The sequence below is a fragment of the Shewanella psychropiezotolerans genome (genome assembly GCF_007197555.1).
In the GTDB taxonomy this organism is placed as follows: domain Bacteria; phylum Pseudomonadota; class Gammaproteobacteria; order Enterobacterales; family Shewanellaceae; genus Shewanella; species Shewanella psychropiezotolerans.
On the sequence record NZ_CP041614.1, the window covers coordinates 2,469,750 to 2,489,949 of the forward strand.

General features: G+C 46.1%; 15 protein-coding genes. 13 read left to right on the top strand and 2 right to left on the bottom strand.

What is annotated here, in order from left to right; translation table 11 throughout:
- Positions 1-68 precede the first annotated feature (68 nt).
- The 11 genes from FM037_RS11015 (at position 69) to FM037_RS11065 (ending at position 16,385) form a co-directional block, all read left to right on the top strand.
- Positions 69-1,151: an OmpA family protein gene (locus tag FM037_RS11015; protein WP_229381158.1), complete on the top strand. Its 1,083-nt coding sequence runs from the start codon at positions 69-71 to the stop codon at positions 1,149-1,151.
- Positions 1,148-5,275: a beta strand repeat-containing protein gene (locus tag FM037_RS11020; protein ID WP_144046038.1), complete on the top strand. Its 4,128-nt coding sequence runs from the start codon at positions 1,148-1,150 to the stop codon at positions 5,273-5,275. Before FM037_RS11015 ends, FM037_RS11020 begins: the two co-directional genes overlap by 4 nt.
- A gap of 1,035 nt (positions 5,276-6,310) precedes the next feature.
- Positions 6,311-6,616 carry a reverse transcriptase domain-containing protein gene (locus tag FM037_RS29375; protein WP_229381159.1) on the top strand — a complete coding sequence of 102 codons (306 nt, stop codon included), beginning with the start codon at positions 6,311-6,313 and terminating at the stop codon, positions 6,614-6,616.
- A 2-nt stretch (positions 6,617-6,618) separates the two neighbouring features.
- Complete coding sequence (locus FM037_RS29380) at positions 6,619-6,981, top strand: group II intron maturase-specific domain-containing protein (protein WP_229381160.1); 363 nt, start codon at positions 6,619-6,621, stop codon at positions 6,979-6,981.
- 641 nt (positions 6,982-7,622) lie between these two features.
- Positions 7,623-9,197, top strand: a complete 1,575-nt coding sequence (locus tag FM037_RS11035; protein ID WP_144046040.1) for an EAL domain-containing protein — start codon at positions 7,623-7,625, stop codon at positions 9,195-9,197.
- A 241-nt stretch (positions 9,198-9,438) separates the two neighbouring features.
- Positions 9,439-11,475 (top strand): NAD-dependent DNA ligase LigA, encoded by a 2,037-nt coding sequence (ligA, locus tag FM037_RS11040; RefSeq protein WP_152831395.1) that lies wholly within the window; start codon positions 9,439-9,441, stop codon positions 11,473-11,475.
- Between the two features lie 130 nt (positions 11,476-11,605).
- Complete coding sequence (locus FM037_RS11045) at positions 11,606-12,121, top strand: DUF2919 domain-containing protein (protein ID WP_144046041.1); 516 nt, start codon at positions 11,606-11,608, stop codon at positions 12,119-12,121.
- A 722-nt stretch (positions 12,122-12,843) separates the two neighbouring features.
- Entirely contained in the window at positions 12,844-14,049 is a 1,206-nt protein-coding gene (locus FM037_RS11050) for an HD-GYP domain-containing protein (RefSeq protein ID WP_144046042.1), read from the top strand.
- Between the two features lie 66 nt (positions 14,050-14,115).
- Entirely contained in the window at positions 14,116-14,970 is an 855-nt protein-coding gene (locus FM037_RS11055) for an SDR family oxidoreductase (protein ID WP_144046043.1), read from the top strand.
- A 188-nt stretch (positions 14,971-15,158) separates the two neighbouring features.
- On the top strand, positions 15,159-15,752 hold the full coding sequence (locus FM037_RS11060; RefSeq protein ID WP_144048923.1) for a thiol:disulfide interchange protein DsbA/DsbL: 594 nt from the start codon (positions 15,159-15,161) through the stop codon (positions 15,750-15,752).
- Positions 15,753-15,845: 93 nt separating this feature from the next.
- Positions 15,846-16,385: an isochorismatase family protein gene (locus tag FM037_RS11065; protein WP_144046044.1), complete on the top strand. Its 540-nt coding sequence runs from the start codon at positions 15,846-15,848 to the stop codon at positions 16,383-16,385.
- 172 nt (positions 16,386-16,557) lie between these two features.
- On the opposite strand, the gene FM037_RS11070 is transcribed toward FM037_RS11065, so the two are convergent.
- Positions 16,558-16,914, bottom strand: coding sequence for a winged helix-turn-helix transcriptional regulator (locus tag FM037_RS11070; protein ID WP_144046045.1), 357 nt, complete (start codon positions 16,912-16,914; stop codon positions 16,558-16,560).
- 115 nt (positions 16,915-17,029) lie between these two features.
- Here FM037_RS11070 and FM037_RS11075 point away from each other — a divergent pair, with 115 nt between their 5' ends.
- Together FM037_RS11075 and FM037_RS11080 are read left to right on the top strand one after the other, a co-directional pair.
- A complete protein-coding gene (locus FM037_RS11075; protein ID WP_144046046.1) occupies positions 17,030-18,361 on the top strand; it encodes an aldehyde dehydrogenase family protein in 1,332 nt (443 codons plus the stop codon).
- Positions 18,362-18,434: 73 nt separating this feature from the next.
- Positions 18,435-19,220 carry a 2OG-Fe(II) oxygenase family protein gene (locus FM037_RS11080; protein ID WP_144046047.1) on the top strand — a complete coding sequence of 262 codons (786 nt, stop codon included), beginning with the start codon at positions 18,435-18,437 and terminating at the stop codon, positions 19,218-19,220.
- Between the two features lie 46 nt (positions 19,221-19,266).
- Here FM037_RS11080 and FM037_RS11085 read toward each other — a convergent pair whose 3' ends face one another.
- Positions 19,267-20,133, bottom strand: a complete 867-nt coding sequence (locus FM037_RS11085; protein ID WP_144046048.1) for a universal stress protein — start codon at positions 20,131-20,133, stop codon at positions 19,267-19,269.
- Positions 20,134-20,200 lie beyond the last annotated feature (67 nt).

Here is a 20,200-nt window from a genome sequence, read left to right on the forward strand (position 1 = left end):
AAGCGACAGGTTAAATGTAACGTGATAGACATTTTTTATTAACAATACTCTTTTGTAGGATGACACCGATGAAACGATACTTGCTAACTACACCAATATTATTGCTATTTTGGGCAATGTCTTATGTACAGGCGGATACCGTGAATGTAGCTCAAGATGAGAACCTTGGAGAATGGTTTGATACACGTCAAAATAATGCACATGCTTATGTTGGTTTGCGCGGAGGGTGGACGAACGTTGAAGGTGCGTGTTCAAGTGATAGTTCAGTGTGCAATGATGATACCTTCGGGTATGGCTTGTATGCGGGTTATCAGTTCACATCTTGGTTTGCGCTTGAGGCTGCTGTGACTGACTATGGCTCTCCTGACGCGAGTTACGGTGTGAACAATGTCAGTGCCGATATCTGGGGAAGTGAGCTGTCGGGTGTGTTTTCTTACGACGTTTCTGAGCATCTGGATGCTTACCTTAGGGTGGGTGCAGCCTATCAAGGCATTGATAAAGAGAGTACCTGGGGTGACGCGCAGACATCCAATGAGTGGGGGATCGTGTCTGCGGTGGGTTTGGATTATCGATTATCTAAGAATTGGTCGCTTCGCGGAGAATACCAGTTTATCGATGGGATAGGAGATGAAGAGGTGATGCAGGCTGACATGCATTTTGTGTCATTGGGTTTGAGTTATCACTTTGGTCAGAAGAGGCAGTTTATTGCAGCGCCAATCCCTGAGATGGTTGAGCCTGTCGTAGAGTGGGTGCTGGTGACCACCCAAGTTTCTTTAAAGCCGAGTGCTACGTTTAATTTTGACTCGTCAATCATTAAAGCCAGCGCCAAACTCACGGCGTTGATAACGCAGTTGCAGCTATCGAGTGAAGGGAGCATTGAGATTACGGGCCACACGGACAGCTCAGGGAGTGCGAAATACAATCAGTGGTTATCAGAAAGGCGAGCGAACGCCATTGCAGACCATTTGATACAAAACGGCATTAGCTCATCACGTATTACTGCAATCGGTAAAGGGGAGTCCTCCCCTGCTGCGAGCAATGAAACGGCTGAAGGTCGTGCGGAAAATAGACGTGTAGATATCACGTTTGAAAAAACAATCACAGAAGAAGTGAGCAACGAGACATCAATTAATAGCGGCAATGAACAATGATGAATTACTTTAAATACGCGTTCTTTTTTTTGGCTTCGTTGACGCTTACTGCGTGTAATGGGGATGATGGTCTTTTAGGGAGCCCAGACTTAGGGGACCCTATTGTAGGGTTACAAGTCACTCCGGCCACAGCTTCCATTCCCGTAGGGCTGCACCAGCAGTATGAGGCCACGGCCATCATGTCAGATGGTTCTACCGAAGATGTCACCACGCATCCTACACTATCGTGGAGTAGCAGTGATACCGCTATCGCGGCGGTAGAGATTGCAACAGGGTTTGCTACTGGCGTCATGCCGGGTGAGGTGACTATTACTGCTTCGGGTATGGCTGATGGGATTGAGTTCAATCAAACCGCAACCTTAACCGTGACCGATGCAACAGTCACATCCGTTGCGGTTACATCGAATACCGACAGCGTGGCGGCAGGCTTCTCAATAGACTTTACTGCCACAGCCACCTTATCTGATGGCACAACCCATACTGGCTTAGAGGATGGTAGTGAAGAGGACTGGACTATCGTCTCACAACCAGGAATCGGTGCGACCATCGATACTAAGACTGGGGTGCTAACCACTGGAGTGGATTCAGTGGGTGAGATCACGGTGCGGGCTACAGGCACTTCGGCGGCGTGGAGTGACACTGCCGATAAAACCATTACCGTGACCGATGCATCAGTCACATCAGTCGCGGTGACGTCGGATATTGACAGTGTGGCGGCGGGCTTCTCAATAGCATTTACTGCCACGGCAACCTTATCCGATAGCACAACGTATGTTGCCACACAAGATGGCAGCGAAGTGAATTGGACCATTTTCTATCAATCAGGAAGTGGTGCCACCATTGATGCCAACACAGGGGTGCTAACCACTGGAGTGGATTCAGTGGGCGAGATCACTGTGCAGGTTAAGGGGACCTCGGCTGCGTGGAGTGACACTGCCGATAAAACCATTACCGTGACCGATGCATCAGTCTCGTCAGTCGCGGTGACGTCGGATATTGACAGTGTGGCGGCGGGCTTCTCAATAGCATTTACTGCCACAGCCACCTTATCTGATGGCACAACCCATACTGGCTTAGAGGATGGCAGTGAAGTGAATTGGACCATTTTCTATCAATCAGGAAGTGGTGCGACCATCGATACTAAGACAGGGATACTCACGACTGCGACAGATTCAGTGGGCGAGATCACGGTGCGGGCTACAGGCACCTCGACTGCGTGGAGTGACACTGCCGATAAAACCATTACCGTGACCGATGCGACAGTCACATCCGTTGTAGTCACATCGAATACCGACAGTGTGGCGGCAGGTTTCTCAATAGCCTTTACTGCCACGGCGACTTTGTCCGATAACACAACGTATGTTGCCATACAAGATGGCAGCGAAGTGAATTGGACCATTTTCTATCAATCAGGAAGTGGTGCCACCATTGATGCCAACACAGGAGTGCTAACTACTGGAGTGGATTCAGCGGGAGAGATCACGGTGCGAGCTACAGGCACCTCTGCGGCGTGGACTGACGCGGCTGATAAAACCATTACCGTGACCGATGCAACAGTCACATCCGTTGCGGTTACATCGGATATCGACAGTGTGGCGGCAGGCTTCTCAATAGACTTTACTGCCACAGCCACCTTATCTGATGGCACAACCCATACTGGCTTAGAGGATGGTAGCGAAGAGGACTGGACTATCGTCTCACAACCTGGAACCGGTGCGACCATCGATACTAAGACTGGGGTGCTAACCACTGGAGTGGATTCAGTGGGTGAGATCACAGTGCAGGTTAAGGGGACCTCGACTGCGTGGAGTGACACTGCCGATAAAACGATTACCGTGACCGATGCAACAGTCACATCAGTCACGGTGACGTCGGATATTGACAGCGTGTCGGCAGGCTTCTCAATAGACTTTACTGCCACAGCTACCTTATCTGATGGCACAACCCATACTGGCTTAGAGGATGGTAGCGAAGAGGACTGGACTATCGTCTCACAACCTGGAACCGGTGCGACCATCGATACTAAGACTGGGGTGCTAACCACTGGAGTGGATTCAGTGGGTGAGATCACAGTGCAGGTTAAGGGGACCTCGACTGCGTGGAGTGACACTGCCGATAAAACCATTACCGTGACCGATGCGACAGTCACATCCGTTGTAGTCACATCGAATACCGACAGTGTGGCGGCAGGCTTCTCAATAGACTTTACTGCCACAGCTACCTTATCTGATGGCACAACCCATACTGGCTTAGAGGATGGCAGTGAAGAGGACTGGACTATCGTCTCACAACCAGGAATCGGTGCGACCATCGATACTAAGACTGGGGTGCTAACCACTGCAACTGATTCAGTGGGAGAGATCACGGTGCGGGCTACAGGCACCTCGACTGCGTGGAGTGACACTGCCGATAAAACCATTACCGTGACCGATGCGACAGTCACATCCGTTGTAGTCACATCGAATACCGACAGTGTGGCGGCAGGCTTCTCAATAGACTTTACTGCCACGGCCACCTTATCTGATGGCACAACCCATACTGGCTTAGAGGATGGCAGTGAAGAGGACTGGACTATCGTCTCACAACCTGGAACCGGTGCGACCATCGATACTAAGACTGGGGTGCTAACCACTGGAGTGGATTCAGTGGGTGAGATCACAGTGCAGGTTAAGGGGACCTCGACTGCGTGGAGTGACACTGCCGATAAAACGATTACCGTGACCAATGCAACAGTCACATCCGTTGCAGTGACATCGAATACCGACAGTGTGGCGGCAGGTTTCTCAATAGCCTTTACTGCCACGGCGACTTTGTCCGATAACACAACGTATGTTGCCATACAAGATGGCAGCGAAGTGAATTGGACCATTTTCTATCAATCAGGAAGTGGTGCGACCATTGATACTAAGACTGGGGTGCTAACCACTGGAGTGGATTCAGTGGGTGACATTACGGTGCGGGCTACAGGTACCTCGACTGCGTGGAGTGACACTGCCGATAAAACGATTACCGTGACCAATGCAACAGTCACATCCGTTGCAGTCACATCGAATACCGACAGTGTGGCGGCAGGCTTCTCAATAGACTTTACTGCCACGGCGACTTTGTCTGATAGCACAACGTATGTTGCCACACAAGATGGCAGCGAAGTGAATTGGACCATTTTCTATCAATCAGGGAGTGGTGCGACCATAGATACCAACACTGGGGTATTGAGCACTGCGACAGATTCAGTGGGTGAGATCACGGTGCGGGCTACAGGCACTTCGGCAGCGTGGAGTGATACTGCCGATAAAACCATTACGGTGACCAATGCGACAGTCACATCCGTTGCGGTGACGTCTAATATTGATAGCGTGGCGGCAGGCTTCTCAATAGACTTTACTGCCACGGCGACCTTATCCGATAGCACAACGTATGTTGCCACACAAGATGGCAGCGAAGTGAATTGGACCATTTTCTATCAATCAGGAAGTGGTGCCACCATCGATACCAACACTGGGGTATTGAGCACCACGGCGGATTCAGTGGGTGACATTACGGTGCGGGCTCAGGGAACATCGGCTACGTGGGCTGACACTGCCGATGAAACTATTACCGTGACTAATGCACCATTTAAGCTATTAATGTGCGGGGGCGCGGTCAACGACAATGACCCGACTAACGCAGTCGGGGACTGCCTAAAAGTAGCTACAGACGGAACAACAGGAATGCTTTTCACGGGTACGCCCAATGTAGCCGTAATGGATGCATTGGAATACGTGACTACTGCTGGATCTATCGATAAGAATGATGGGAAAACTTATAGGAATACGTATACAGAGAATGGATTTAGTGCCGGGTCTGCTGGGCAATTCGCGCGCTTTGACCAGCTATTGATAGGTGGTGATAACGCTAGCTCTATCTCTGCGGAAGGCGTAAACGGTCAGTATGACCGTTGGTGTAAGGACCTTGGTGACATGAGCTTCAATGAACGGGATGATTGGCGAATGGCGTCACAAGCTGAATTACTGGGGTTGTATAGCGATAGAGGTGATATGTATAGCGGGTATGGTTGGGCGACCACTGCAACCTATTGGTCAAGTACGACCTTGGGGTGGGGAGCGGCAAATACGAGATCGTGAACTTGGGCTACGGCGGTAACCCCGTCTATACTCCGGACGGGAACTTCTACGCTTCGTGCGTTTCAGCTCCTTAGTTTTTAATGTTTAGCCTTTAATCTTTGCTCCCCGAAGGGGAGCATTTTGTGTTTGCCCTGCGAAGTAGGTAAACCCGTCTGCCTGAAAAAAGGCAGAATCGCCCCGTCTGAGGGGAAGATTATTCGAATGGCAAGGGCGTCACTGGCCAACGGTGAGGTCTGAAGGAAGCCATAGGCAACTAACCGTAACCTATATTGGCGGTGTTGGTGGGTAAGTGTCCGCAATAGCACGAAGCCCAATACTCAAACAAACCAACGCTGTAATAAGGGCGGGATCTTTAACTGGGAGCCTGTGCAGTAACCGGGGAAGCCTGACACTACATCCAAGCAAATGCTGGAATCATACACCAGAGGGGAATCCAAAACCTATGTTGGTGCTAGGTGGCTGATGAACCCGTAGTAGTGAGTAAGGCTAGGCCAGTGAAAGCCTGTAATGGTGTTGAGGACAAAACCAAGCCGACCATTGCCAATATGTGTAAAGGAGTTAGCCATCATCAAAAGCATGGCAAACTGGCTAATAAGTCAGGGCACCCTTGATGGCTAAGAGTTGTATCGGTGCTGGGCTGGGGGAGTAACCATTTCTCTTCATTAGAGGCAATGAAGGCAGATTGCATAAAGCTAGAACACTTAACAGCGGTGGTGAAATAAACCTAACCATACTTAAGGCAATCAGTGGATATTGATGTGAGAAAAAAATAACAGTAGATAAATATCACAGCCTTTATGGTCGGTTGCTATCGATTTTTGAGGCGTTCAAACGAGTGAAGGAGTATAAGGGTGCTGCCGGTATGGACGGTCAGGGTGTGGATGATGTTGCACAACATTTGGAAAGTAACCTCAAGCCGTTATTAATCGAACTGCAAGAAAAGCGGTATCAACCGCAACCGGTAAAGCGACGCTGTTTATACGCAAGTACAGGCGGCAACACGTTGTTGATATGGATTTGTCGAAATGTTTCGATATGCTTGATCACGAACTGATAATCAGTAGTGTGAAACGGCGGGTCATAGACGGCAGCATCCTAAATCTGATAGACATGCTTCTAAAAAGTGGGGTGATGGTGGGCTCAAGTTTGCAAAGCAACAATTTGGGAAGTCCACAGGGCGGAGTGATTAGCCCGTTGTTAGTGAACATCTATCTGGATGCATTCGATCAAAAAATGATGAAGCGGGGGCACCGAATCGTGCGATACGCCGATGATATCTTGATGCTCTGTTGCTCGAAAACAGCCGCAGAGAAAGCGCTAAAGGTGGCGAGGGATATTTAGAAGTGACACTAAAGCTGAAAGTAAATGAGCGTAAAACCCGCATAGTGCATAGCGATGAGGGGATAAATTTTCTGGGTGTAGTGATAGGCAGTACATATACGCACATTCAGGAAAAGAAACTCAAGATGCTGAAGATAAAGGTGAAACAAATCACCAGACGCAATGGCGGAATGAATTTAGCTATGGTGCTAGAGGAACTTAATCCGGTGCTCAGGGGATTTGTAAACTACTTCAAGGTAGCGAATATAAGCCAAATACTGAAACCGTTAACTGGTTGGATACGACGAAGGCTAAGCGCTATCCAGTTGAAGTTGTGGAAGAAAGTGTTAAAACTTCACCGCATACTAAAGCTGCGAGGGTTTTAAGCCTCCGTTTTAAAATATCCTAATGACCTTCTTGCCGGAATGCCGGGAGCCTATTAGCGCATTATGCGATGCCAAATAAGTGGTTCGAGGAAATGGGCTTATATCAGGTGGACAAAGTTATGACAGGGGTTCTCGCTCCTTATTGCTAAGAAATAGAAGATTACAGGAGCCGTATACGAGGTCCGTATGTACGGTTCTGTGAGAGGAATGAGGCGGTAACGCCTAACCCTACTCGATTTTTTCGCTGTCGAAGGTTGGTATGTAGTGTAGTTTTAATTCTATTTCTATTGCTCATAATACGTACTGTAAGTTGGAGCGATATCAACTTTTTTTGACGTCAAAATAAGCGAATCCCAATACCGCTTAAAGCGGAATGGCAGGGAGTTATATAAGGCTCATGTGGACATTCAAGACTTATCTATGAGTGATCCTCTAATGTTCAGCCCCTGCTATTTTAAAGTTGATAACGGTATTGAGATACAGCGTTATCGAGTGATCTTTTTCACGCTAACACGCAATTGCAGTAAAACCTCGGCTGGAGGAGGGAATAATGACTATGATAAACCCTGACTACTCAAAATGCGACAGAATCACTATTTCTCTATACAGCGATTATAATAAACCAATGGGAGAATTGTTTAATGCGATGGTTTAACTTGTTCACATGGAAACCATTAGCACTACTATTACTACTCACGGCCTGTAGCAGTATAGGTATTTCCTGGATTTATTCGTATTCACTGGTCAAAGACAAAGCGGAAAACGATTTATCACAGCGCCTTGCTTACCTAGAGTTTCAGTTTGACCGCGCACTGTTAATAATGAGGAAATTCTCTCAGATAGAGGTAAAAACCTGCTCAGCTGAGGAGTTAAGTGACTTCAAGCACTTTCAACTGAAAAACTCTGGTAGCGGTTTTATCATCTCCCACCCCGATACATTTCCTAAGTATAAATACTGCTCCAGCCTTGGCTTGCTTACGATAGGAGAACAGAAAACGTCGTCTCACCAATTGATTAAATTTGAGGATAACCATGAGCAACTTGGTATGGGGGAGTTTAAGTATAAATTGGAAGGGGTTAGTCATACTGGATTATTTTTGGGGACCAAACTGAACGGTCGTACTGATGCAATGAAAATAGACATAGACGATAGCAAGTTTTTCTTCAAAAATTTCTGCAATGAGTGTCGCTATATGTATGGCGAGTTATTTAATGGTTACCCTATTATTGAACTTGGCAGTGACTTTAGCTCCCCGTTACTGAGTATTGAAATACGCTCAGAGCGCTATCCTTTAAGCATATTAGTGAAGCTGGATTACAACTACACACTAATTAAGTCAATCGGTTCACTCTGGTGGGCTGGAATGGTTGCGCTGGCGTTCTGGCTGGCTATTTTTTTCGCCGTATTAAGTTACCGACAAAAACAAAACTCTTTGTTGAACAGGTTACAAAATGCCCTGCAGAGCGGAGAGCTCATCTCTTTCTATCAGCCAATTATTAATGTGGACTCGGGTGAAATGTACGGAGCAGAGGCATTGATCCGCTGGGTAAAGAAAGATGGCAGCATTATCTCCCCAGGTTACTTCATCGACGAGCTCGAAAGCTCTTCATTGATCACTCCTGTCACGCTTTGCCTGATAAGGCAGGTGCTTGATAATTTATCCGGGATATTAAATCAGGACCCAGAGTTAAAAATCAGTGTCAATATTGTGCCGGAGCATTTAGAGCATCCTCATTTGCTTGACGCGCTTGAATCCATGGCTGCGCAAGGGGAGCAGGTGCAGAGTCTGTCACTGGAAATAACCGAACGGCAGCCCATTTATGATATCGCAAGTGCGAAGATCCAAATTGCCCGCATAAAGGCATTAGGGTTAACCTTGAAACTGGATGACGCTGGAACGGGTTATGGTGGTATTTCGTATCTTCAAGAGTTTGACTTCGACTATATCAAGATCGATAAGATGTTTGTTGATACTCTCCATTTTGATAAGGCTTCGTCGGCGCTTGATGCGCAAATATTAATGGCAGGGCATCTCAATTTACCCCTAATAGCTGAAGGGGTTGAAACAAAGAAGCAGGCCCTGGAACTGCTTCAACGTGGAGTGCACCTGCAACAAGGGTATCTTTTTGCTAAACCAATGCCGCTGGATGACTTTATCTGCTTTTATCAAGAAGCGACAAAGCCCGATAATATTGTGAGGAAGCTCCGTCGGTAGTGCCTACGATTAATCTAAGTTTGCGACAGAACCCATTCGTTTGCGAGTCACTTTAATCATTCAAATAATGACCTATGCACAGAATCCTTTGGCCACATTACGCCCAAACACGTGATATAATCTGCCACACGTGGCTATATTAATTATAGGTAACTACATGATATTTATTGTAACCTATTGATTGTGCGCATGTAAAAAAGGCCGCTTTTGCGGCCTTTCTCATGCTTATCCGGACCTACTTATGCAAAATGATACTTCACTCAATATCCAAGCTGTCGCCCTAGAGATTGCCGAGCTTACCGATACCTTAAACGGGCATAACTATCGCTATTATGTCGATGATGCCCCTAGCATTCCTGATGCAGAGTATGACCGTCTACTTAAGCAGTTGAAAGCGTTGGAAACTGAGCACCCTGAATACTGTTTTCCTGACTCTCCGACTCAGAGAGTAGGGGGTGTTCCCCTGGCTAAGTTCGATCAAATAACGCACCTTAAACCTATGCTTAGCCTGGATAATGTCTTTAGCGATGAAGAGTTTGAAGCCTTCTATAATCGCATTAATGACAAAACTGAAACTGCACCGACATTTTGTTGTGAGCCAAAACTCGATGGGCTGGCAGTTAGCATCTTATATCGTGATGGTGTTTACGAGCGGGCGGCGACACGAGGTGATGGTAAAACCGGCGAAGACATTACCGAGAATGTCCGTACCATACGCTCTATTCCAATGAAGCTTCGCGGTGATAACTTTCCGCCGCTTTTGGAAGTGCGCGGTGAAGTGATCATGCCTAAGCAAGCATTTGATTCGTTGAATGAGCGTGCCAGAGCAAAAGGTGAGAAAGAATTCGTCAACCCGCGCAACGCAGCAGCAGGCAGTTTGCGCCAATTAGATAGCAAGATCACCGCCAGCCGCTCACTGGGTTTTTACGCCTATGCGCTAGGTGTGGTTGAGCCTGAAACTTGGGGATTGGCCGATCATCATTATGGTCAGTTGATGCAACTTAAATCTTGGGGCTTCCCTGTGAGCGCCGAGGTGAAGCAATGTGATAGCGTCAGCGATGTTATCGCTTATTACACAGATATCATGACTCGTCGCAGTGCATTGGCCTATGAGATTGATGGCGTGGTGATTAAAGTCGACAATATTGCTCAGCAACTCAAGTTAGGTTTCGTTGCCAAGGCGCCAAGATGGGCCACAGCGTTTAAGTTTCCGGCACAAGAGGAGATGACCTTACTCGAAGGTGTGGATTTCCAGGTTGGCCGCACCGGCGCCGTGACACCAGTGGCCAGATTGAAACCAATCTTTGTCGGCGGAGTGACGGTATCGAATGCGACGCTGCATAATGCCGATGAGATTGCCAGATTGGGCGTTAAAATTAAAGATACTGTGATCGTTCGCCGCGCCGGCGATGTGATCCCGCAGATTGTGGCTATCGTGGCCGAGAAGCGCCCCGATGATGCTAGTGAGATTGAATTTCCTCAAACATGTCCCGTGTGTGACAGTTTAGTCGAGCGTATCGAAGGTGAGGCAGTTGCACGCTGTACCGGTGGTCTGTTTTGTGAAGCTCAGCGAAAAGAGGCCATCAAACATTTTGCTTCTCGTAAAGCCTTAGATATCGATGGCATGGGCGACAAGGTTGTCGAGCAGCTTATCGATAAAGAATTAGTGGAGAGCCCGGCCGACCTGTTTAAGTTATCGGCTTCGGCGATCACTATGCTTGATAGAATGGGGCTTAAATCGGCAACTAACCTGGTTGCAGCCATCGAAGTCGCCAAGAAGACCACTTTTTCTTGTTTCCTCTATGCACTGGGGATCCGGGAAGTCGGTGAAGCAACCGCGGCTAACTTAGCTAATTACTTTAAGAGTTTAGACAAGCTTAAAGCGGCGAATGCTGAGGAGTTTATCAAGGTTGATGATGTCGGCACTATTGTGGCTCAGCATTTGACCCACTTCTTCGCTCAGCCTCATAACTTAGAGGTCGTCGATAGCCTTATCGAGGCTGGAGTAAACTGGCCCGTTATCGAAGAAGTCGCAGAAGAGTCGTTGTCGCTGAAGGGACAGACCTGGGTATTGACCGGCACCTTGACGCAACTTAATCGCAACGATGCTAAGGCTCAGCTGCAGGCGTTAGGCGCTAAAGTAGCGGGGAGTGTGTCTAAGAATACAGACTGTTTAGTTGCTGGTGAAGCGGCAGGCTCTAAACTGACCAAGGCGCAGGACTTAGGCATTAAGATACTGGACGAAGAGGGCTTACTCGCCTTACTCGCCGGGCAATAATGTCAGTTAGCTTTTATCCTTAGTTTTAAACGCCATCTCTGATGGCGTTTTTTATTTCCGACATTGAAAATGGCTCATTTGGCACCATATCAGTGTTAGGATATTCTAAAAGAACAATAATAGGCAAAGCGTGAACTTCAGTAATATTACCTGGCTCGACGATAAGGGCCATATCAAGCCCCCCTTGTATCTATATTTCATACTGGTATTTATCGCTCGGGGTTGGTGCATCTTTATCGCATCATTGACGCAATCCAGCGATAGAGCGGCTCTGGTAGCCATGTTTTATCCGCAAAAGTCAGATTTTATCATGGCGCTAGTGGCTGGGTTCGGTGCCTTACTCATTTATGGCGTCGTTATCGCCGAGCGAAAGCGTAAACCTCATTGGCTCATGCCTGTGTTTGCTCAACTGAAGTGGATCTTACTCTTGTTGCTGGTTATAGACGGTGCCTTGCTATTCGAGCGAACGATTAACTCTCATTATCTCTATAGCTGGAGCACCGGGCTGGATGGCTTGCTGTTATTTTGGAGCCTGATCTACCTGTTTAAGTCTAAGCGCTTAACCCATTATTTTGCAGATTGGAACAAGGATGAAGATGAGCAGGAAAACAAGCCTGAATTAGTGGAAAAGCCCTCCAATAAGTAGAGTCGGTCTATTTACTGCGATCAGTCTACTAAAATTCAAGTAAAAAAATGGCGCTGCATGTGCAGCGCCTAAAGATCTTTCACTTTTACTATTTAGTAAGAGTAGAAATACAGACTACTAAATTGTATTTCGATCCAGGAATGTTAACAAAATACCTTTTCAAATCTATTATCTATCGACAGCATGACTCGATAACAGCTCTGACATTAAGGACAATTGACAGCAACACTCTTTAAGTCGATGTGATCGGGGTGTCCACATGTCCCTAAAGAACGACTCAACTATAGCATAAAGAATATTGTATACAATGTTCTGACTTCGGTTTATTTGTTATAAGTTATTTCTTGCGGTTATAAGTCGCTAAACTTCGAGATTCCTCTGCTAATGTAAAATCTTGTTCTTTGTTTAAGTGTTAGCAGATTGCATTAGCTGTGGTTTACTAGGTAATAGGAGGTTAAAGCTTTGTCATCCAGTGTGATTAGCGAGTATTAGCTTCAATTTGGGGGGGAAGTTGGACCTGACAGTGATTTACTTCATTTTTTTACAATTATTTTTCATTTATTACTTAAGGTTTTTAGTTATTGCTCTATAGTTATGTCATTAAGTTCAGTGGGTTTTCGGTAACCGTATTATACTTAACTTGTTAGTCTGAACTAAAATGGAGTATGACCATTTAGCTGGAATACTTGGTTATGAAAGGCGTTGCGAAGGAGTTTTATTGGGTGGCTAAAGCCGAACAGATACACTTACCCCTATCTAAGTTACAAATTGGGCTCACTGTTAAGTTACCTCTCTCGTGGAAGAATCATCCTTTCCTGTTTAATCGTGTCGAAATTAAAGAAGAAGCCCAAATAGAACTGATTAAAAGCCTAGGAGTTCCCTATGTGATCTTGTTGTCAGGACAAGAGTTACTGCCCGAAGAAATTGAAGAAGAAGTTGTCGAGGAAGAAGTTAAACAAGTTGTAAAAGAGGTGGACCTTAAGGCGCTTGTACGTAAATCGCTTCGGCTCAGCCAACAGAGATTTGTTCAATGTGTGAATGAGAGTCGGGCAGCTTTCAGTAAAACAGGCAGTGACCCCGAAGGCGCCTATCGAAGTTCGGTGACACTAGTCGAAGAGATGCTGGACCATATGCTAGAAATCGATACGCCATTTTTAGCCTTGGTGAGTGCTGGAGAGTCGGATGCTAGTGTGACTCAGCATGGGATCTCAGTCGCCGTAGTTGCCTTGATGATAGCCAAGGCGATGGATATGTCGAAATCTGATATGCGAGATATCGCCTTAGGCTGTTTGTATCACGACATTGGTAAATTAAAAGTCCCGGATATTATACGGCGTAAGAAAGGGGCTTTGACCGAGCATGAAACCAACTTTTTGAAAAAACACCCTAACTTTGGCTATGAGATGTTGAATAAATCCGGGCTATATGATCAAGCAGTGCTGAATATAGTGCTTCATCATCATGAGTTTATCGATGGCACAGGTTATCCTGATGGTCTCAAAGGCAACAAGATACCTATGGTGACTCAAGTTGTGAGCCTAGCGAATGATTATGACAGTCAGCTTTGGGCCGAAAATGTTCGCTCCCCTCAAGTTGCTTTAGGTTACCTGTTTAAGAATCGCGCCGGTAAACATTCCGAGGCTTTAATTGCCGTATTGGTTAAAATATTGGGAATATATCCGCCAGGCACTATAGTCGAGCTATCTGATCAATCTGTAGGTAAGGTGATGATGACCACCAAAGAGGTTAAGCAACCTCAGGTTTGGGCCTGTAAACCCGATGGCAGCGAAGCGGCCTTACGATTTTTGACTAAGGAAGATGTATTAGTCGAGAAAGTGTTAAAGATCGAGGAGTTATCGGAAGGTGCGATGAAAGCGCTGCAGGCCGACATGGGGATTAGTTTTTATTTCAGTGGTGTTCCCAGCTAACGACTAGTTAATCTACTGCGTTCACTCTATGATGTGATGAGTCGATTTCAACTATAGGGTTACAGCTTGAAGATTAACACAGTGAGTATTGTCGGTTGCGGTTGGTTCGGTCTTCCTTTAGCTAAGCACCTTGTTAAACTGGGTTACCAAGTCAGTGGTAGTAAGAGGGAGAGTGAGGCTGCCAATAAACTGCAAAGTGATGGTATCCGAGGTTTTAGCTTAGATCTCGATAATCATGAGTTTAATGGACACTGTTTCGAAGTTGATAAATTATCTCAGATCGATGTAGAGTTAACATCTGAATTTCAATCACAGTTGCAAGGGTCTTTGCATACTGATGCGCTAGTGATCAATATTCCCCCATCCATAAGAAAACTTCCCCATGCTTATCTCAATCGACTCAAGTTTCTTAAGTCGCTGATGGCCAAGCATGTATACCAGCAAGTCATATTTATCAGTACCACTGGGGTATACCCAGCTACGGGAGAGCCAATGACTGAGAGTGATGCTGCGGCTCACTCGCCATCAAGCGAAATTTTACTTCAGGCCGAAAGCCTGTTTTCACAAGATTATCCTACTTGTGTATTGAGATTCTCAGGGCTGATAGGCCCTGCTAGGCATCCTGGGCGTTTCCTTGCCGGAAAGAAAGATCTGCCAGGAACGGATGCGCCGGTAAATTTAGTGCACCTCGATGATTGTATCGGCGCCGTTTCCTGTTTGTTGTCTAGTGAGCTTTTATCGCCTGTCTATAACCTATGTGCAGCGGGTCATCCCAGTCGAGCAGACTTTTATACGCGAGCAGCTCAGCACTTGTCATTAGAGGTGCCGATTTTTGGGGAAGAGCTTCAAGTAGCAAAAATCATAGATGGCAGTAAGATAACCAAGGAATTAGGCTTTAATTACCGCCATAACTCCCCTTAGACATGTTGAATAAGTGCTAACTTAGGTTAGTTGAATATTTTTGTGTTAGACAAACTATCGGCTATGGTTGCAGTCAATTAATGATTTTATAAATAGCGTTTTTCGTTGGATTTTGTACATAAATTTTATAAAGAGTAGGAGAGACAATGGGTACTATCAAGTGGTCATTTACCGCCTTGTTTTTCGTTATGGCGAGTTTAGTTATAAGCGACAGAGTCGAAGCCAAAGACTTTGTTGAAGGCGTGGATTACGTGCAAGTGAGCGGGATCCCCGAGGCGAAATCACCGATAGTGCGGGAGTTTTTCTCCTATAACTGTCCACACTGTTATCGCCAAGACCCCATTTTCGAGGAGACGGTTGAGCTTCTCGGCGATACCATTGATTTTGAGCGAACTCCCGTAGGTGCAGGGCGTCCAAGCTGGATCTTAAGTCAGGAGGCCTATTATCTTGCGCAGAAATTTAAGATGACCCGCCAAGTCCATGGCAATCTTTTTAAGCGTATCCATGAGAAAGAGGGGCCTTTTACTAGGCCCGAACAGCTCAAGGACTTCTTCGTTAAGCAAGGCGCCGATGCAAACGCAGTGGAAAAAGCGATGAATTCGGTCGATGCAAAGTTAGCCATCTCTAACTATGATACTCAAGCCCAGTTAGCGGGGATCCGTGGGGTACCTTCACTGTTAGTGAATGGTAAATATCTCATTGGTTCTAAATCCAGGACGCCGGAAGAGTTGGCCGAGTTGGTAAAATACCTGTCAGCACTCGAAGGAGCTGATAAAAGCTAACGGAGGCTAGGTAGCTTCCTACTAATCACTTATAAAGCCCCTATGCTGAGCGATCATTGCGGGTTATAAGGTTCAGACTTAAGGAAGAATGGTATGTTAAGTAAAGAAAGTACTGGTCTAATTATCACCGACATACAAGGAAAATTGGCTCGGTTAGTTCATGATAGTGACGCTTTGGTTTCAAATTGTGCAAAGCTGATTAAAGGCGCACAAGTTCTTGGTTTACCGATAATATGGCTTGAACAAAATCCAGATAAACTGGGTTCGACGGTCGATGAACTGAGTGCTTTGTTGGCAGACCAATATCCCATTCCCAAGTTTACCTTTGACGCCTGCGAAGAGCCTCAATTTATGCAAGCGGTGCGCACTGCAAATGTAGATACATGGCTGGTTTGTGGTATTGAAGCACATATTTGTGTTTATCAAACATCATTACATCTGAAACAATTAGGTTTTAAAGTGCAATTAGTCTGTGACAGCATCTCTTCACGTACGCTCGCCAACAAAAATTTAGCAATAACTAAGCTGGTTAATCGAGGCGTCGATGTTTCGGGGGTAGAAATGTGCTTATATGAATTAGTTAAGGATTGTCGAGCAATCGAGTTTAAAGACATACTCAGTTTAATTAAGTAGTTAGGTAAACTTTATACCCGAATTCGACATCTAAGTGCACCATTTTTTCTAAAGTGTATAACGCAGTGGTCACTGGTGATATGGGCGGTGTAGCCTTATATCTGCCCAATTGCCCGGCCTTATCTAAGAGCTTTGTAAGCAGCGTGAATTCGTTATCTCGCTCGTATTGTTTTTAGAGGTTGTTCTCTTCGGTCCAATCTTTAAGTTTTTCTAGTATGTCTAATGCGGTACGACCAAAATCTGTGATCTCATAGGTGACTGCAATCGGTCGAGTACAGATCACTTCTCTGATCACTAGCCCTTGGTTTTCTAATTCTTTAAGGCGCTGATCGACCATTTTCTTACTCGCACCACCTAGCATTCGAGATAATTCATTAAAACGCACAGGTCCATCTTTCAGGTGCCAGAGAATTGAAGCCTTCCACTTTCCGCCTAAAATTCGCATACCTCGCTCAATCAGGCAGGGTTCTTCGCAACTTTCTAGATTTATTTTTTTAATATTGTTCTTTGTTTTTAAAGTGTTTTCCATATTTATTCCAATCTAGTCAGCCTGGTTACTAAAAGTATACTGGTTGCTTTAATTCGCCACTCTAGCAAAATGTAACACAACAACCAATGATAACTTGTTATATGGAAGCCAATAGATGTCAATGCTCGTCTCTTACGATCCAATCAATCGAATAGCACTCGGTGAAGTGCCGATAACAACCGCTGAAAAAATACCAGCTGTGGTTAAACAAGCAAAGAATGTCCAAAAGGCATGGGCTGCCTTGTCCCTAAACGAGCGTCAACAGAAAGTGACCTTGGCATATGAACATCTAGTTAAAGTCCAAGAGGCGCTTACGCTTTTGATCAGTAAAGAGATGGGAAAAGACTATCGTAGAGCCAGTTATGAGGTCGGTGGTACGATTCAAAATAGCGATTATTTTTGCCAAGAAATAGCACATGCACTTGCACCTGAGCCGAAGGGACATGGGGTTGAACTGCAATATCGCCCCTTAGGTGTAGTCGCGGTTATTTCACCTTGGAATTATCCGCTAGCAATGGCAAATAATTTACTGCTTCCGGCATTAATGGCGGGTAACAGTGTGGTGTTAAAACCGTCAGAAGAAACGCCATTGGTGGCGGATCTTTTTGTCAAAACACTCAATGAGGTATTGCCTGCAGGGGTGTTACAAGTTGTTCATGGTGATGCCGTTACCGGAAAGTCGCTCGTCAATGCCGATATCAATATGGTGGCATTTACAGGCTCGCTCGCGGCTGGAAAGCACATAATGGCCAGCGCCGCGTCATCGCTAAAACGGCTAGTCATGGAGCTAGGGGGTAACGATCCCATGATTGTGATGGCCAGCGCAGATATTGATGAAGCGGTGCAGTTTGCCGTAGCCAGTTCGTTCGAAAATGCAGGCCAGATGTGCACTTCAACTGAGCGGGTATATGTCGATGCACGCGTAGCAGATGAGTTTGAACAAAAGGTAGTCGCGCTTGCCAGTCGTTATCGAGTCGGCACGTGGGACCAAAACAACGTTAATATTGGTCCTATTGTGAATCAGAAACAGCATCTAAGTGTCATTAATCAGCTTAAAGATGCAGAGGCTAAAGGTGCTAGATTCCTGTTAGGCACAGCAGACTATGAGCCGCCTTTTATACAGCCAACTGTCGTTGCCGATATCACACCTGACATGTGCTTAGAGCGTGACGAAACCTTTGGCCCCATAGTCGCGATTAGTCGTTATAAGCATATATCAGAGGCGATCGAGCGTGCTAATGCTAGCCAATATGGCTTAGGTGCGACGGTATTTGGTGGCGCAGGTGCCCCTGCCGTTGCCGAACAAATGGAAGCCGGTATGGTGGGAGTTAACCAAGGTGCAGGTGGGGAGGGGCCTTGGGTAGGTGCTAAGCAAAGTGGTTTTGGCTTTCATGGCACCGCCGCGGGACATCGACAATTTTCTCAGGTACGCGTTATCAGCAAATAAGGCCACTCATCAATTCAAGTGGACTGGCTTCACGCAGTCACGTGAGTTAAAGAACTATCAAGAAGAGATAACTATGAATCAAGATAACGACACGAACGCTAATTTTTTTGTTGCGGCGTTAGAACCTGGAGCCGAGCACCCCTCATTACCAGCCTGGGGTAACCATGAGCCTAACCCTGCAAATTTGAGTCATGATGTCGATATTGGCCAGATTGAGCGCCGTGAGTTAGCGCGAGTACCTGGTGCATTTCAGTTATTAAACGTCTTGTCTAAAGCGGAATGCAAAAGACTAATAAACATCAGTGAGCAACTTGGCTTCCTGCCCGATGCTGCGGTGTCCTTGCCCCGCAGTGTACGCCATAACGACAGCCTAACTTGGATCGTAGACGAAAAAACAGATGGCACTATTTGGCAGCGTATTGCTCATTTAATGGATGATAGGCAGGGGATTTTTGGCGGCAGCAAAGCTTTAGGCATAAACGCCCGTTTTCGGTTCTATCGTTATAGCCAAGATGACTTTTTCAAACCACACTCGGATGGTTCTTGGCCAGGTAGCCGGATCATAGATAATGAGCTTATTGCTGACGCTTTCCCCGACCGATATAGTCAAATGACCTTGTTAATCCTGCTCAGTGAAGACTTTCAAGGCGGCGCTACTCGTTTTCTAGTGAATGCCAGGGATACAAGTCGACCTGCAAAAGCAGGAGATCCCGTTGCAAATGTCGACGTTCGAACTCCTGCGGGTAGTATATTGTGTTTTCCTCATGGTATGCATCCATTGCACTGTATACACAGCTCAGTTGCGATTACTGGAGGGGTTAAATACATTATCCGCAGTGATGTATTGTTTGAGGTGTAAGCAGGACAGGCGTGACTAACCGAAATAATGAGTCACGCGAGTTACCTTATTGATTTTCATCATGATGAGGAACCACCAACACATTACTACGGATCCGAGCTAAAATTGACTCGGCAGTATTACCTATTACATGGCCAAGCAGACCTTGGCGTTGACGTGCACCTATGACTAAATACTGCGCTTTTAAACGGCAACTTAATTCAAAAAGGCACATGTCAGCGTCTCCAGCCATAATATGCACATGGTTTTTATCCAGGCCTATTTCCTCAATGACTTGTCGATGTTGTTGATAGGCATCTTTAATCAAGGTACGACTGTTCACTAGATCCATATCCCGCAATATTTTAGGTAAGCGGATCACAAAACCTAGATGTAAGTCATGACCCGTAGAGGCTGCAAGTTTATGTGCTTGTGTAATGACAGCTTGATTGAGTGCTTGCTTTGATGGCTTATTACTCCCCAGGTCTACCGCCATCAAAATCGACTTTGTCCGATTGAGAGGGTTATTACTCAGTAACATGAGTGGCACCTTGGTATGGCGGATAAGTTGCCAATCCATAGGAAGAAAATGTGCCGACTCATGAATCGATTTAAGCATCATGGCATACTCATCTGGATGAACATGTTCGCAGGCATGTTCGGACAAGGTTTTACACCAGATATTGGTAAAAGGGACATCATTGGCATCGAGCTCACCCAGCAGGAGCTGCACTCGTGTTTTGTCATCGGCCAAAATTTGCACGCGCGCAGCGCCCGCGATGCGGGGATTATAGTAAGCATCTCCACTAAAGGACTCATAGCTGTAGGCCATAATTTCAGGAAGTAAGCCCAACTGATTGGCTAATAAAATCCCTGCACTGATCGCATCGGTTTGCTGCTGATTACGTTGTGAAATGATAAATAATTTATCCATGAGCTACTCCTTCCTTGACCTTAATTTGAACATAGCAAATGGTGTAATTTACACCTTGATCTTCATC